The sequence below is a fragment of the Pontibacterium sp. genome (assembly GCF_964228735.1).
GTDB lineage: Bacteria > Pseudomonadota > Gammaproteobacteria > Pseudomonadales > Balneatricaceae > Pontibacterium.
The window spans coordinates 70,502-86,413 of the sequence record NZ_CAXRBQ010000086.1 but is presented as its reverse complement, the minus strand read 5'-3'; the positions used below and the strand labels follow the sequence as shown (position 1 = coordinate 86,413).

Annotated in this window: 11 protein-coding genes; 4 read left to right on the top strand and 7 right to left on the bottom strand. The window is 55.5% G+C overall.

The genetic code is table 11. The annotated features are described in order from the left end of the window. Window positions 1–218: 218 nt before the first annotated feature. Window positions 219–1,262 carry a 2Fe-2S iron-sulfur cluster-binding protein gene (locus ACEQ15_RS09850; RefSeq protein ID WP_370278994.1) on the bottom strand — a complete coding sequence of 348 codons (1,044 nt, stop codon included), beginning with the start codon at window positions 1,260–1,262 and terminating at the stop codon, window positions 219–221. Between the two features lie 118 nt (window positions 1,263–1,380). Continuing rightward, window positions 1,381–2,406, bottom strand: a complete 1,026-nt coding sequence (locus tag ACEQ15_RS09845; RefSeq protein ID WP_370278993.1) for a hypothetical protein — start codon at window positions 2,404–2,406, stop codon at window positions 1,381–1,383. A 381-nt stretch (window positions 2,407–2,787) separates the two neighbouring features. Here ACEQ15_RS09845 and ACEQ15_RS09840 point away from each other — a divergent pair, with 381 nt between their 5' ends. The 4 genes from ACEQ15_RS09840 (at window position 2,788) to ACEQ15_RS09825 (ending at window position 9,664) form a co-directional block, all read left to right on the top strand. Next, a complete protein-coding gene (locus tag ACEQ15_RS09840; protein WP_370278992.1) occupies window positions 2,788–4,242 on the top strand; it encodes a diguanylate cyclase in 1,455 nt (484 codons plus the stop codon). Window positions 4,243–4,510: 268 nt separating this feature from the next. Then, window positions 4,511–7,639 (top strand): EAL domain-containing protein, encoded by a 3,129-nt coding sequence (locus ACEQ15_RS09835; protein WP_370278991.1) that lies wholly within the window; start codon window positions 4,511–4,513, stop codon window positions 7,637–7,639. Then, the gene (locus tag ACEQ15_RS09830) at window positions 7,639–8,157 is read left to right on the top strand and encodes a PAS domain-containing protein (protein WP_370278990.1); all 519 of its coding nucleotides are present in this window, start codon (window positions 7,639–7,641) and stop codon (window positions 8,155–8,157) included. The genes ACEQ15_RS09835 and ACEQ15_RS09830 overlap by 1 nt, the downstream gene beginning before the upstream one ends. Further along, a complete protein-coding gene (locus ACEQ15_RS09825; RefSeq protein ID WP_370278989.1) occupies window positions 8,132–9,664 on the top strand; it encodes a methyl-accepting chemotaxis protein in 1,533 nt (510 codons plus the stop codon). Before ACEQ15_RS09830 ends, ACEQ15_RS09825 begins: the two co-directional genes overlap by 26 nt. An 85-nt stretch (window positions 9,665–9,749) precedes the next feature. Here the strand turns inward: ACEQ15_RS09825 and gcvA are convergent, their stop codons facing one another. The 5 genes from gcvA to ACEQ15_RS09800 all read right to left on the bottom strand — a co-directional run bounded on the left by gcvA (window position 9,750) and on the right by ACEQ15_RS09800 (window position 15,818). Then, window positions 9,750–10,685: a transcriptional regulator GcvA gene (gene gcvA / locus ACEQ15_RS09820; RefSeq protein WP_370278988.1), complete on the bottom strand. Its 936-nt coding sequence runs from the start codon at window positions 10,683–10,685 to the stop codon at window positions 9,750–9,752. A gap of 189 nt (window positions 10,686–10,874) precedes the next feature. Then, window positions 10,875–12,371, bottom strand: coding sequence for a CoA-acylating methylmalonate-semialdehyde dehydrogenase (locus ACEQ15_RS09815; protein ID WP_370278987.1), 1,497 nt, complete (start codon window positions 12,369–12,371; stop codon window positions 10,875–10,877). Between the two features lie 81 nt (window positions 12,372–12,452). Continuing rightward, window positions 12,453–13,610 carry an iron-containing alcohol dehydrogenase gene (locus ACEQ15_RS09810; protein ID WP_370278986.1) on the bottom strand — a complete coding sequence of 386 codons (1,158 nt, stop codon included), beginning with the start codon at window positions 13,608–13,610 and terminating at the stop codon, window positions 12,453–12,455. Between the two features lie 112 nt (window positions 13,611–13,722). Then, the gene (locus ACEQ15_RS09805; protein WP_370278985.1) at window positions 13,723–15,363 is read right to left on the bottom strand and encodes a BCCT family transporter; all 1,641 of its coding nucleotides are present in this window, start codon (window positions 15,361–15,363) and stop codon (window positions 13,723–13,725) included. After that, window positions 15,363–15,818 (bottom strand): universal stress protein, encoded by a 456-nt coding sequence (locus tag ACEQ15_RS09800; RefSeq protein ID WP_370278984.1) that lies wholly within the window; start codon window positions 15,816–15,818, stop codon window positions 15,363–15,365. Before ACEQ15_RS09800 ends, ACEQ15_RS09805 begins: the two co-directional genes overlap by 1 nt. Window positions 15,819–15,912 lie beyond the last annotated feature (94 nt).

Genomic DNA, 15,912 nt, shown 5'->3' with positions numbered 1-15,912 from the left:
GGAAAACAACCACTAGAGCAAGACAGAGACCAGCCAGCAAAAATCTCATATAAAACAGTCGGTTGATAACAAAACCAACCAACACTCCCGGACGATCATTCATAAATTATGAATGGTTATCCATACACTCATCTCACACGCCGTCTAAAATTCCAGACAGACACAAAAAAACCGGCCACAAAGGACCGGTTTTTTTTTATGCAAGGTTAGCGGTGATATCAGACCAGACGGTCTTCCGCCGGTGTCTCAGGCGGTGCCTGATCGAAGAAACCTTCGGTGTGGATCATATCGTCCTGTGCACCCAGCGCTTTAGCGGCCGCAATACAGTCATCCACAAATTCCGGGCTGCCTGCAATGTAGATCGCGTGTTTGGATAGATCCGGGTAGTGATCCTTCAGGATGCCCGGAATACGGCCGTACAGCATGCCCGCTTTCTCTTCACGGGTCAGGGTCGGCAGGAACTTAAAGCGGCGGTGGCGTACGTTCCACAGCTCCAGCTGACCTTTACAGTAGATGTCTTCTTCGCGCTGCGCGGAGAACATCAGGTGTACCGGCTTGTTGAAGCCTCGGCGCAGGGCCGCATCCGCCAACCCCATGATAGGCGCAAGACCCGTACCCGCTGCCAGACAGAGTACCGGCGCATCGGTACTTGGATCACCGATAAAGGTACCGTATGGACCGGAGATGTTCACCATGGTGCCAGCGTGTACTTCGTCGTGCACCCAGTTGCTGGTTTTACCTTCGGGCACGCGGGTGATCTGCAATACGATCTCGCCATCCGGGCGTGGCGCATTGGCGATGGAGTAGGAACGTGGTGTGATCGTACGGTTGGTATCGGTCAGGCTGACATACTGACCCGGCCAGAAACGCACCGCTTCGCCTACCGGACGCAAACGGATCTCGGCGATACGTGGTGTGCGCTCGATGCGGTCCACTACCATGCAACGTACGTTTTCTTTTGGCGGGAACAGCTTCGGCATCGCATCGTCGGTACCCCAGTCGATCTCCAGGGATTCACCTAACGGCTTACACATACACATCAGGCCGAAACCTTCTGCACGCTCTTCCTGAGACAGGGCCATGTCCATTACCAGCCCCTGGTCGAACTCACCTTCCAGAACCTTAACCTTACATTCACCACAGGCACCGGCACGGCAGTTGTTAGGCAGGGCGTAACCCGCGTTTTCCAGGGTTTCCAGTACGGTTTCACCGGACTTGGCTTCCACCTCTTTACCGGACGGGGATAAACGGATCGTAGTCATACTCACCTCCGGGCTCTGAACCTAATCAATCAGCCCTGTAACAGCATTCGTTCTATAAAACAAAGCAGCCAGCCCGGGAAACCCGAGCGGCTGCGCAGTGACTTGCAAAGGGACGGGATCAGAAGATTGGGATGATGTCCGCTGCGTCCAGGTCTGCCTGAGTCACTTCTTCACCGGTGATGTCCACTTCAGGGATCGCCGGGAATGGAGTGTCGTACTTATCCAGAACCGCTTTCAGGTTCAGCATCGCTTCACGCCAGTTGTCTTTCTTCGCGTCGAAGCTTGGGATACCGAAGCCCGCTTCACGCGCAATCTCTTCCGCTTCACGCTGAGTGGAGATGAAGTCTTCCGGCAGATCCCAGAACTCTGCTGGCGGCTCGAACAGCACCGCAGACAGGAACAGGTAACCTGCGCGGATCTGCTTGGTGATGATCTTCTTCTCTTCGTCAGACAGCTTCGGATAGTCGCGCTCCATCAGGGACAGACAGATCGCCATGTGGCGGCCTTCGTCACGACCGATGTTCTTAAATGCTTCCTGGAATACCAGCTCTTCACAGCTCTGGGACATCTGCTTGAAGATGGTCGCCGCAGCGATCTCACCCATCAGGAAGGAGCTGAACAGTACCGCCAGGCTGTACTTAGGCACGGCCTGTTTGTAACCGTTCCAGTAACGACCGCCGTTGTAGTACAACCACGCAGCGTTGCGCTTCAGGCGTTTACCCAGGTCGGTTTTTGGTTCGTATTCCAGCGGGCTGTTAGATTCCAGCAGCTTGGTGATTGCCAGACCACACATCTGTTCGTGGTTCTGTTCGTCACGGGTAACGGAGAAGAAGCAACGACGGATAGCGTCTTCTTCGTGGTCTTCATAGGTCTTGATAAATGCTTCGGCAAATACCGGTGGTGCAGATGCATCGAATACGGACAGTAGGGTCCACCAGTAAGCAATCGCTTCACGCTCTTCCCAAGAGTAGCTTTCTACATTGAAAGTATCCCAAGGCAGATCTTTCGGGTTCCAGGCTTCACGCAGAGAAGCATCCCAAATCTCTTCCGCTTTGGAGGTCTTGGTTTCCCAGCTCAACGGGTAGATGTTTGGCTGAGGCGTTTCTGGTGGCATTTCCATGGTGTGAGCGATCTTATCGTGCATGAGCATAACCTCTGATTGGGCGTTGTTATTTTTAAGTCCGCTCAAACTTAGCACTTATGATACAAAATACAACACTCTATATATTTGTTACGTATCACTTTAAAACAAACACAAACACCAACACAAAAAAAACTAAGCCACTGTTTAATATATATTTTTAATTGAAAACGAGAACTAATTTCAATTAACACTTATGATTTATGCGTATTTTTTATGATACATAATACTTATTTTAGAAACATATTTTTGACTCAGATCAAGTTTTGACCAGCTCGGTTTCCTCAGCAATCCAGTTCCCCCGCCTCAAACAACAGACCGGATTCGATTTAGCCCGATCCGCACTCTGTTGCTACGCTATAAGCACCAAAGATCTGTAAGGACATGCCGTTTATGGGATTGAGGGAAACGTGCCTGCGATTGGGTGCACTTTTATTGTTAGGTGGGGCTTCATGCATTTACGCAGCAGACCTGGAGTTCAGCGCAGAGGAGAGGCGTTATCTCCGTGAGCGCGGCCCGGTAAAGGTGTGCGTTGATCCCAACTGGATGCCATTTGAGGCCATAAATAAGCAGGGGCGCCATACCGGTGTCAGTGCTGACTTTATGAAAGAGTACGCCAAAATGCTCGGCATAAAGCTCCAATTGGTACCCACCGAGAACTGGTCAGAATCGATGGACAAAGCCCGTGAGCGACTCTGTGACGTGTTACCGATGATCAACCAGAGTCCCGAACGCGCGAAGTTCCTCAACTTCACCGTTCCTTATGTATCGATGCCGGTTGTGCTGATCACCGACCAGAAAGCCACTTATCTCGACGGCCTGAAAAGCCTGGAAGGCGAGAAGTTGGCGATCCCCGATGGTTACATCTTTGCCGAACACGTACGTAATAACTTCCCCCAACTGGATGTGATCTACCCTCCCTCCCTGCTGGAGTCACTACGTGCGGTGATGAAGGGTGAGGTGACGGCAGCCATGGCAACCCTGCCCATCGCCCTCTACCAGATTGAACGGCATGGCATGAGCTCGCTGAAAATCGGCGGTCATACGGATTTCTACATCGAGCTGGGCATCGGCATTCGCAACGACGATCTGCTACTGACTACCGCCTTTCAGAAAGCCGTACTTGCAATCACAGAACAGAAGCGGGATGAGATTTTGTCGCGTTGGTACAACATTGAAGTGCAACAGGCACGGGACTACACCGTGCTACTTGTGTTGGTTGGGATTCTCTCTGTATTCGCCGCCTTTCTGGCCTACCGCAACTACAGCAGCCGTCTGTTCAACGCCCAGCTTTCCAAGGTCAACGCCCGCCTGAACGACCGTAACCAGCGCCTGGAGCAGCTGGCCAAGCGCGATTACCTCACCGGGGTCTACCACCGTGTGAACATGGATTCGGAGCTGGAACGGGATATCGAACACTGCAGTAGTAACGGCCAGCCACTCAACATCATCCTGTTTGACCTGGATGGCTTCAGCAAACTGAATGTGGACTACGGCCACGCCGTGGGTGATCTGGTGCTGGTAGAGATGAGCCGACTGATCGAAGAGCGTCTGCCGGACAACGTTCACTTTGGCCGTTGGGGCGGTGACAGCTTCCTGATCCTGTGTCCGGACACACCAACCGATATTGCTCGGAAAACCGCCGAGGCACTGGCCTCATCCATCCACAGCCACCGCTTTACCGAAAACATCCAATTGAGCGCGACTTTTGTGGTGGCCACCTGCCATCCCCATCAGAAACAGGCCAGCGTAATGAAGGACGTCGAACATCGAATCAGGCAGCTCAAACAAGAATCTCCGGGTGGGGTGGTATTTATGGATACAGCGCAGGAAACCTAAAGTCCCCCGCTATTCTCATCTGAAGGGCCTCGCGTGAATCGCCTGTGGAAAGCAGCGACGATTCACGCGAATGCGCTCGTGCTACTCATAAGCGCATGTCGCAAATATGAACTTTGAAACATAAACGAGAATGATTGCTCATAAATTCTTGATCTAAATCAACACCTCCATCCTTTCTGCATATCAATCCCGGTACTAGTACTTTTTTCGTAATATCCTTCACGCTCTATTTTTCACAGTACAAATTTATGCAGTTCCGATTATCTCCATGGACTCAGGACATCAGTATTATCTGGCGACGCTTAACAAAGCCGCCCACCGTTCGTTCATCTCGCTGAGACGTATCCTTCGCGACAAAGGTGCGTTGTTCAAAATCAGCCTGTTTACCTTGGTGTACGGGCTATGCGGCAGTTTCACACTCTCCTTTCTGTCGGTTGATCCACAAATTCTGAACACATGGTTGGCCAATGGCATTGCCCTGGCCGTGCTGCTGATCGGTGGTGTGCAGCTCTGGCCCGGCATTCTGCTCGGCTCCATCCTGAGCGGCCTCTCAACGGAGAACTCATCCACACTGATCGGCAGTGTAGCGATCGCCAATACCCTGGGTGTGCTCGCAGCCGTGGGGTACCTCAAGCACTGGTATCACCGTGATCTCAGCATGCGCACCCGGCAGGATTACCTACAGATCACCCTTGCGGGCCTGATCTGTTCGTTGGTCACCGCATCCCTGGGCACCCTCGCCCACAGCCTGTTTGGAGCATTATCGAGCAGCAGCCTACCGCTCAACTTTATCCACTGGTTTCAGGGTGATCTGTTAGGTGTTCTGGTGATCGCCGTATCCATCCTGGTGTGGAAATGTCCGCCCCGCTACACCTATTCCCACACCCTGTTCAGCGAAGTGCTATTTTTGGGCGGTATGACCCTCATAACCGCCTTTGCCATCTTCTCCGACGGTGCCAGCGGCTGGCTGGAATCCTATTTGATGTTCGCATTCGTGGCCTGGGGCGGCGTACGTTTCAAGATGCACGGTGCCATGTTTGTCATCAGTATCTGCACCCTGCTGGGTGTGGCGTATCTGGTTGAAGGCACCGGTATCAACGCGGATCTGCAGCCGATTCACGGCGTCACCAACCTGTGGATGTTCCTGATGGCGCTGAGTGTGATCGGTACGATCCTGGCCCTGGCCATCCAGGAGAAGGAGCAGCTGGAGAACTCCTCCATCACCCGCAGCGAGGTATTGCAGAAGCTTTACCAGGGCACCCAGCTCGATGAAGTGATCCACTTCGCTCTGTGCCAGATCGAACGGGATAACCCGGAGTTCCGCTGCTGCGCGGTCATCGGCAATACCGGTGGGGATATCGATATTCTCAGCGCCCCCCATATCGGCAAACGCTGGGATAAAGACACCACCGAAGCGGTGGCGGCGCTTAGCCTGGCCAGCGCCGCACGCCAACGCTACACCGTGCCGGATGTGCGCTGCGACGCGCAGTGGAGATCCCGCCCGGAGATCGGCGAACGTGTGCGGATCCGCTCCTGTTACCTGCAACCGATTCTCGGCGGCAACGGCAAGCAGCTGGGTGTCTTTGCCATCTACAAGAAATACGCGGGCACACCGTCCGGCAACGAGCGCCGTCTGGTTAAACGCATCACCACGTTGCTGGCCCTGGTGGTTGAGCAATACCGTCAGTCGGAAGAGTTACAGCTGGCGTCGCTGATCTTTGGCAACAGCAGCGAAGCGATGACAGTGACCGATGCCAACGGCCACATTCTGGCGGTCAACCCGGCATTCACCAAGGTTACGGGTTACGAGTTTTCCGAAGTAAAGGGGCTGAAAACCAGCGTACTGAGCTCGGACCTGCACGATAAATCCTTCTACCAGCAGATGTGGCAGACGCTGTCCGACACCGGTGCCTGGCAGGGAGAGATCTGGAACAAGAAAAAAACCGGCGAACTCTATCCCGAGTGGCTGACGATCAACACGGTCTACAATAAGGACGGCAATCCCCACCGGCGTGTGGCCCTGTTCTCCGACCTGTCCGCCCAGAAAGAGTCGGAAAAGCTGATCTGGCAGCAGGCCAACCTGGATCCGTTGACCTCCCTGCCCAACCGCAACATGTTCCTGGATCTGCTGAGCAGCGCCATGTGCGAAGCCGACTTTTCCGGCTTGCCGGTGGCCCTACTGTTTATCGATCTGGACCGCTTCAAGGATGTGAACGATACCCTGGGGCACCACCAGGGTGATGACCTGCTCAAGCAAGTAGCAAAACGCATCAGCAACTGCGTACGTCAGTCCGATGTGGTGGCCCGCTTGGGGGGCGACGAATTTACTGTGATCCTGAAGCAGGTTTCCAATGCCCAGAGCCCGGAACGCGTGGCGTCGGATATCATCGATACCCTCTCATTCTCCTACACCTTGGATGACAACGAGGTGAACTATATTTCCGCCAGTGTGGGCATCAGCCTCTATCCAAACGATGCCCAGGATGTGCAGTCACTGCTGAAGAACGCCGACCAGGCGATGTACACCGCCAAGCGTCAGGGGCGCAACCGCTACCAGTTCTTTACGCCACAGATGGAAGAGGAGACGCGGGAACGCATCCTACTCACCACGGACCTGAAAACCGCCATCTGTAAGCAGGAGCTGGTTGCCTACTACCAGCCGATCATCGACCTGCAGAACAACTCGGTCTACAAGGCCGAGCTGCTGCTGCGCTGGATTCACCCGGTGCGCGGTTTTGTCAGCCCGGCAGACTTCATCCCTCTGGCGGAAGAGACCGGGATCATCCTGGAGATTGGTGACTGGGTATTCGGCCAGGCGCTGCAGCAGGTAAAGACCTGGCGCCACGAAGTCGATCCGCGCTTCCAGATCAGCGTCAACGCGTCGCCCATCCAGTTCCAGGATGCCCAGGGGAAACTCTCCCAGTGGACCGACCTGATGAGCAAACGCGACCTCAGCGGCAACGCGATCACCATCGAAATCACCGAGAACCTGCTGATGCAGTCCGGCGATCAGGTTACCGCCACGCTGACAAGTTTCCGGGATGCGGGTATGCAGATCTCCCTGGACGACTTTGGCACCGGCTATTCATCGCTCTCCTACCTGCGCCAGCTGGATATCGATTTCCTGAAAATCGATCAATCCTTCGTGCGCAACTTGAGCAAGGATTCCAGTGAACTGTCACTGTGTGAAGCAATCATCGTGATGGCCCACAAACTGGGTATCAAAGTGGTTGCCGAAGGGATTGAAACCGAAGAGCAGCAGATGCTGCTGACCCAGGCAGGATGCGACTACGGACAGGGCTATCTGTTCTCCAAACCATTACCTGCAGCGCAGTTCGATGACTGGTACCGCTCGTTTCAGCCGGTCACGATCACCGCTCAATCAGATAAAAAATAATGAAAAACAAGATCACCCCCACCCAGCACGAACGTGTGATGATAGAGGGCGACTTCATCGTATCCAAAACGGACGCCAGCGGTCGCATCACCTACTGCAACGAAATCTTTATCCAGTTCTCCGGTTACTCCGAAGAGGAGCTGCTGGGCACCCAGCACAATATCGTGCGCCACCCTGATATGCCACGCGGAGTGTTCCATTTCCTCTGGACCACCATCAAAGAGGGCCGGGAGTGCTTCGCCTACGTCAAAAACATGGCCAAAGACGGTAGTTTTTACTGGGTCTTTGCCAACGTCACCCCCGATAACGGCCCCGATGGACGCCCGGTAGGGTATTTCTCCGTGCGCCGCAAACCGCGTCCGGAAGCTGTCGCCATCATGTCAGCGCTCTACGCCGAACTGCTGGCCGAAGAACAACGGGTAGGCCCACGGGATGCGATTGATGCATCCCTCAGCTTGCTGACCTCCAAACTCAACCAACTGAACCTCAGCTATGACGAATTTATCCTTTCTATCTAAAGCGGTATACGCGGTTGTTTTCCTAAACCTGCTGCTGTTTATTGCCGGGATTATCGGCATGGCGTCCCACGGCTGGCAACCGATGGACTGGCTCTGGTTTGGTGGCCTGATGCTGTTTGGTGTCGGCAGCGCCCTGCTCTATCTGCACAACCTGCGCATCGCCCTGTCACCGCTGGCGGAGATCACCCGCGTGGCACGGGAGATCAGTGACGGCCAGCTGGGTTCACGTATCACCCATATCCGCCACCGCAACAGCCTGGGCGAGGTGTGCTGGCACTTTAACAACATGCTCGACCAGCTGGAGACCTGCTTCCGCGAACAATCCACCGCACTGAAGTTTGCCAGCGAGGGCAAGTTCTACCGCAAGATGCAGACCTCAGGCTTGCATGGGGCCTACCGCGAAGCGCTGGAACAGGGCAACCAGTCGCTGGAGATTCTGCAGGAAAACCACCAGAAGGAGCGTCGCAATAAGTTGCTCTCCAACCTGGGGCACCTGAACGCCGAAAACCTGCTGAAAAACATGACCACCAGCCAAACCGATATCCGTGGCATCGTCTCCGCCACCGAAGAGCTGGAAAGCCTGTCGGCCAAAAACGCCTCCGCCGCGGAAGACAGTATCCAGTCGATGCAGGAGATGAGCAGCATCTTCAGCCAGCTGGTGCAGAAGATCGACCAGACGGCAAAAGCGGTTGAGGAGTTTAACGCCCACCAGGAAGCGGTAACCCACTCGGTGAATCTGATCACCACCATCGCCGACCAGACCAACCTGCTGGCCCTAAACGCGGCGATTGAAGCGGCCCGTGCCGGTGAACACGGTCGTGGTTTCTCGGTGGTGGCCGATGAAGTGCGCAGCCTGGCCGAACACTCCAAGCGTGCCTCCTCAGAGATCTCAGAGGTGATGCAAACCCTGCGTCAGGAATCCACACGCATGTTGACCGACACGGCCGCCATGCGGGAGATGTCGATCGCATCCAGCGATACCCTGGGTCAGTTTGAAAACCACTTCAATGAGGTTGCCCAGTCGTCCAACACAGCCCTGTCGCGTATCAGCTATATCCATGACGTGAGCTTCGCCTCCCTGGCCAAGCTGGAGCACTTTATCCACAAGCAGAACGGTTATACGGCGGTGAACCTGGGACGGGATTCGGACAACGCGCGGGCAGCAGACATCGATACGCACCAATGCCACCTCGGTCAGTGGCTGAACGCTGACGATACGCAGGAACAGTTTGGCCAACTGCGCGCCTTCAACGCAATCCCTACACCACATGCGGACCTGCACCTGAACATGCAGCTGGTGCTGGAACTGATCGGTCAGGATTGGGAACAGGATCTGGATATACAGACACAGCTGTACGCTACCTTCGAACAGATTGAACGCGCGTGTGACACGGTAATTGATACGCTGGATGAGATGGTGGATGCCAAACACCGACGCTACAACGCCGATACGTTCGCAGGGATTAAGCCGTATGAAGCGCCACCGGAGCGTTACAGCGCGGCCTGAAGCCAGGCCTGCTTAAAAAACAGGCCTGTCTCAACCATATGCGCGGACATGGATATCCGTAGTGGTTCCAATTGTTAGGCCAGGCTCAGGTGTCGCCAACCTGCGGCAGGTCGCTCCCCGCCTCCTGTTCCGCTTCTGACAACAGCCACTGACGGAAGACTTCCGCGTGCGGATGATGGTAACTGGTATCAGGGTTGACCAGATAAAAGGCTTCCTCGGTGGGCACCGATTCAGCCATCGGCGCAATCAACTCCCCGGAGGCCAGCTTACGTGCCACCAGCGAGGTCCGTCCCAAGGCAATGCCCTGCCCCAGTGAAGCCATCTCCAGAGCGGTAATCAGGGTATCCAGCTGGAAGCTCTGCGGTGAATCGATTTCCGGATGACCGGTTTTGTTGAGCCAATGGCCCCAACCTTCCTTGTAACCGATCACATGCAACAGAGTGTGGTTTTCCAGCTCTTCAGGGGTACGTGGGGGCGGTAATCCGTTATCCAGCTGTGGACTGCAGACCGGGATCAGCTCATCCCAGGTGAGGCGGCTTGCGGTAAATCCACGCCACACACCCGTACCATAACGGATCTCCATATCTGCCTCTTTTTCCCGCTCATCCACCCAGATATTGCTGCTGATACGCAATCCAACTTCGGGGTGCAATGCACGAAAACGCCCTAATCGAGGCGCCAGCCAGGTGGTAAAGAAGACCAGATTAACCCGAACGTTCAGTAATCGGTTGCGCCCCTGACCAAACAGTTCATCGGTGGCAACGGCCAGACGCTCGATCGATTCCTGCACCACCGGCATAAAACCCTGTCCAGCCTCGGTCAATTCGAGGCCACGCGGCAGACGTTTAAACAGCGCCATACCCAGCTGGTTCTCCAGCCCTTTTATCTGCTGACTGATCGCCGCCTGCGTCATATTCAGCTCGGCCGCAGCCTGGGTGAAATTGAGGTGGCGCGCAGACGCCTCAAACGCGCGTAGCCAGTTCAGTGGGGGCAGTTTCTTTTTAACGTTTTTTGCTGTCATCGTGGGCAACCGACACTCATACAACCTGACGGTAAATTATTCTTATTTGATGATTCCAGAATAAGCCAAGACGGCGCAGTCGCAAGAAAAAAGTGTAGGTAATTCTTAAACTTAATCCTGCCTCCCGACGGGCGTGTCGCGGTAGGAACACCACGCCCCAACTGGAACGTGGTGCCGACGCTCGATCGCTTATTTCATGGTAGGCATCGAGAAGTTCACACCTTCACGCACACCGGCAGAAGGCCAGCGCTGGGTGATGGTCTTACGCTTGGTGTAGAAGCGCACGCCGTCCGGTCCGTAGGCATGCAGATCTCCAAACAGGGAACGTTTCCAGCCACCAAAGCTGTGATAGGCCACAGGCACCGGCAGCGGTACGTTGATACCCACCATGCCCACCTGGATGTGGTCGGAGAAGTAACGCGCCGCCTCACCGTCACGGGTAAAGATGCAGGTGCCGTTACCGTATTCGTGGTCGTCGATCAGCTGCATCGCCTCTTCCATGCTGTTCACACGCACCACCTGCAGTACCGGCCCGAAGATCTCTTCCTGATAGCTCTGCATCTGCGGTGTCACACCGTCGATCAGGGTGGCACCCACAAAGAAACCTTCCTCGTAACCACTTACCTGTGGACAACGGCCATCTACCACCACAGTGGCACCGTCCTGTTCGGCGCTGTTGATGTAACCGACCACTTTCTGCTGGTGCTGGGCGGTAATCACCGGGCCGAAGTCGTTGCTGCTGTCGGTGTAAGCGCCCACTTTCAGGGACTGCATCGCATCGCGCATTTTGGCAACCAGCGCATCCGCCGCCGCATCACCCACAGCCACCGCCACCGACAGCGCCATGCAACGTTCACCTGAGGAACCAAACGCTGCACCCAGCAGCTGATTCACGGTGTTATCCATATCCGCATCCGGCATCACGATGGCGTGGTTTTTTGCACCACCCAGCGCCTGGCAGCGTTTACCGTTAGCGTTGGCAGTGCTGTAGATGTACTCCGCAATCGGAGTAGAGCCAACAAAGCTCACCGCCTTGATACGCTCGTCGGTCAGCAGTACGTCTACTGCTTCCTTGTCACCGTTCACCACGTTGAGCACACCGTCCGGCAAACCGGCTTCCTGCAGCAGCTGAGCAATAAACAGCGTGGAGCTTGGATCACGCTCGGACGGCTTCAGCACAAAGGTGTTGCCGCAGGCGATCGCCAGCGGGAACATCCACATCGGTACCATGGTTGGGAAGTTAAACGGGGTAATGCCCGCCACCACACCCAGCGGCTGGAATTCGCTCCAGGAGTCGATATTCGGGCCTACGTTCTTGGTGTAATCCCCTTTCAGCAGTTCCGGGATACCACAGGCGAATTCTACGTTTTCGATACCACGCTGCAGTTCACCCGCCGCATCGTGGCTGATTTTGCCGTGCTCTTCGCCGATCATGGCGCAGATCTTGTCGGCATTCTGCTCCAGCAGCTCTTTGTAGCGGAACATAATGCGTGCACGTTTGATCGGTGGTGTATTACGCCACGCCGGATACGCCGCCTGCGCCGCAGCAATCGCCTCTTCTACTGTCGCTTTAGACGCCAGCGCAACCTGCTTGGAAACACTGCCGGTAGCCGGGTTGTATACGTCCTGCACTCGGTCTGCTTCGGAGACCATGGTGCCATTAATCAGATGACCTACGATGTTCATTCTTTTTCTTTCCTCAATTCATAACGGATAAGCAGTTGCCTGCAGAATTCGTTGTCAAAAACCGCACAAACGCCGGAGCGCTCACCACAGTGTTTTGTAGATTTCGACGATTTCCTGTGCGTTTGGGATACGTGGGTTGTTGTTGGGCGAACCGGATGCCAGCGCCTGCTCCGCCATGGTTGGCATCAGCTCCATAAAGGTGGTGTGATCGATACCAAACTGTTCCGGTGTTGGCACCTGCAGTTCGTCGTTCAGCGCCCGCAATTCGTCCAGCAGCTTGGCGTTAGCCACCTCGTCACTGTCAGCTTCGCTGGCAACGCCGATGGCACGGGCACAGTCAGCGTAACGATCCGGTGCGCCTGGGATCGAGAATTCAGTCACACTCGGCAGCAACATGGCGTTGGACAAGCCGTGGGGCACGTGGAACGCGGCACCGATCGGGCGGCTCATGCCGTGTACCAAGGCCACAGACGCGTTGGAGAACGCCACACCGGCCAGGGTGGAACCCAGCATCATCGCCTCCCGGGCCGCGGCATCAGAGCCGTCGTGATACACCTTGCGTAGATTCGGACCGATCAATTTCATCGCCGCCAGCGCCTGACTGTCGCTGTAGTGGTTCGCCTTCTGGCTTACGTAGGCCTCCATGGCGTGGGTCAGCGCATCGATGCCGGTATCCGCGGTGATCCGGGCAGGCAACGACAACGTCAGGGTGTAGTCCACCAGCGCTGCCACCGGCATAAAGCCCACACCGACACAGAGCATTTTTTCATCGGTGGTTTCGTCGGTGATGATGGTGAAGCGGGTCACTTCGGAACCGGTGCCTGCGGTGGTTGGCACGGCGATGATCGGCAGGCCCTCTTCGTTGACGATGCGTGGGAACTTGTAGTCCCGCATCTCACCACCGAACTTGCCGAGAATCCCCATCGCCTTGGCACTGTCGATCGGGCTACCGCCACCCAGCGCGATTATGCTGTCGTAGCTGCCGTCACGGATGGCCGCAACACCGGCCTGAATCGAGTTCACGGTTGGCTCGGGTACGGTGTCGTCAAACACGTCGGCATTCACACCATGCAGGGCCAATACTTCCTGGATACGACCGGCATACCCCAGCTGGACCATCATCTTGTCGGTGATGATCAACGGGCGGTCACAGCCCAGGCTCATTAGTACTTCATGTACATTTTCACTGGCACCCGCACCAACCTGCATGATGCGGGGAAGAATTACTTGAGAGGACATATCAACTCCACGAGTAAGTTCAGGAGACGACTTCACGCTCAGTTCACACGCAGTGAAGCCGTCGGGTTGATTGGAGAGGAAACACATCTGTGCTCCCTGCTTTGCGGGAAAATCAGTTGGAACTTGTCGCTACGCTGACCTGCGCTTCGACCGGAACTTCGACATGAGCTTCTTCCGGCTCCGCAACCGGCGCATGTTTCTTCGTCGGCTTGCCCGGCAGTGGCTCAGCCCGCAGGGACTTGTAGAGCCCGTAGGTCGCCATCAGGGCAATAACAGAGAACGGTAAGGCAGCTACAATCGATGCGGTCTGCAGCGCTTTCAGGCCACCCGCGAACAGCAGCACCGCCGCCACCGCGCCAATCGCCATCCCCCAGAACACGCGGTAACGTGCCGGTGGGTGCTCATCACCCATGGACACCAGGGTGCAGATCACCAGCGTGGCGGAGTCCGCCGAGGTGACGAAGTAGGTCACCAGCATAAAGGTGCAGATACCCGCCATCGTGATCGCCAGCAGCTCGCTGGAGACCATCAGTTCGATGGTTTTGAACAGGGCCATGGTGATATCGCTATTCACCGCGTCTACCACGCCGCCACCGCTGTACAACTCCAGGAAGATCGCGCTGTTGCCGAATACGGTGATCCAGAAGGTGGACAGGACGGTTGGAGCAATCAGCACGCCCAGCACAAATTCGCGGATCGTACGGCCCTTGGAGATACGGGCAATGAACATCGCCACAAACGGCGCCCAGGCGATCCACCAGCCCCAGTAGAAGATGGTCCACCAGCCCTGCCATGGACTTTCCGGATCAGGATTCACCCACAGGCCCAGCTCCACCACGTGGAACAGGTAGTCACCGGTGTTGGTAAAGAAGGAGCCCAGCACATACGCGGTCGGACCAAACAGGACAAACAGAACCAGGATCAAACCGGTCAGCTGCATATTCAGCTCACTGAGGATACGAATGCCTTTGTTCACCCCGGTCAGCACCGATACGGTGGCAACAATCGAGATCAATACGATCAGGATCACCTGATTGGTGGACGACACTTCGATACCAAACAGGTGGCTCAAACCCGCATTCATCTGCTGTGCGCCGAGCCCCAGGGAGGTGGCGATACCAAACACGGTGCCAAATACCGCCAGCAGGTCCGCCACGTGACCGATTGGGCCGTAGATACGCTCACCGAAGATCGGATAGAGGCTGGAGCGGATACTCAGCGGCAGCCCCTTGCGGTAGGAGAAATAGGCCAGCACCAGACCGATCACGGCAAACAGTGCCCAGCCGTGCAAACCCCAGTGGAAGATGGAGATACGCATCGCCGCCTGTGCTGCTTCTGCGGTCAGCTTCTGTTCTTCACCGATAAACGGATTGCTTTGGAAGTGGTAGATCGGCTCAGCGATACTCCAGAACAGGATGCCGATACCGATCCCGGCACCGAACAGCATGGAGAACCAGGAGAAGTTACTGAACTCCGGTCGCGCGTCGTCCGCCCCCAGGCGGATGTTGCCGTAGCGGCTAAACGCCAGCCAAACGGCAAAAAACAGGAAGGCGCTGACAATGCCCACGTAGTACCAGGCCAGATCAGAGGCAATATAGGCCTTGGCAGCCCCATAGACAGAACTTGCATACTCCGGGTCAAACAGGGTGAACAACACAAATGCCAGCACCAGCAAACCGGAACCCACCGCCATGATCGGATGTACCCCGGCAAACAGGCCACTCTCCGGCATTGAGATCTTCATCGTTTTCATTATGCAGCCCTCCGGTCTTGTTCACGCACGACCATTACCGAGCACGGAGCATGGCGCATCACATTGGCGGCATTTGCACCAATCAGGAAATCCGTGATTTCCGGACGGTGGGATGCCATCACAATCAGATCCGCATCGGCTTTCGCGGCCAGGCGTAACACCTCCTTATAGATGCGTCCCTGACCCACCGCCGTCAGTGTCTCGATATCCGACGGTACTTCCTGCTGTACCAAGCGCTTCAGGCGTTCGGCAGTCGCAGAGATGATCTGATCATCGATATCTTTAGGCAGATGAATGGCAACCGCCGGAATATCGGCTTGGGCAGCCACGGTAATAACATGCAACGTTGCTTCATTATTACGCGCAAATTCGACAGCCATGGGCAGAGCGTTATACCAGGAGCTTGGATGTTCCAAATCTACCGGAATGACGACGTTCTTGTATTTATTATTCATAACTCGTCTCTTGGGTTTATTTAATCAATTCAGCCAAACAAATGACTAAACTCCGGAAATACCAACGAGAAATCATTGTTATGAAGATCAAGAA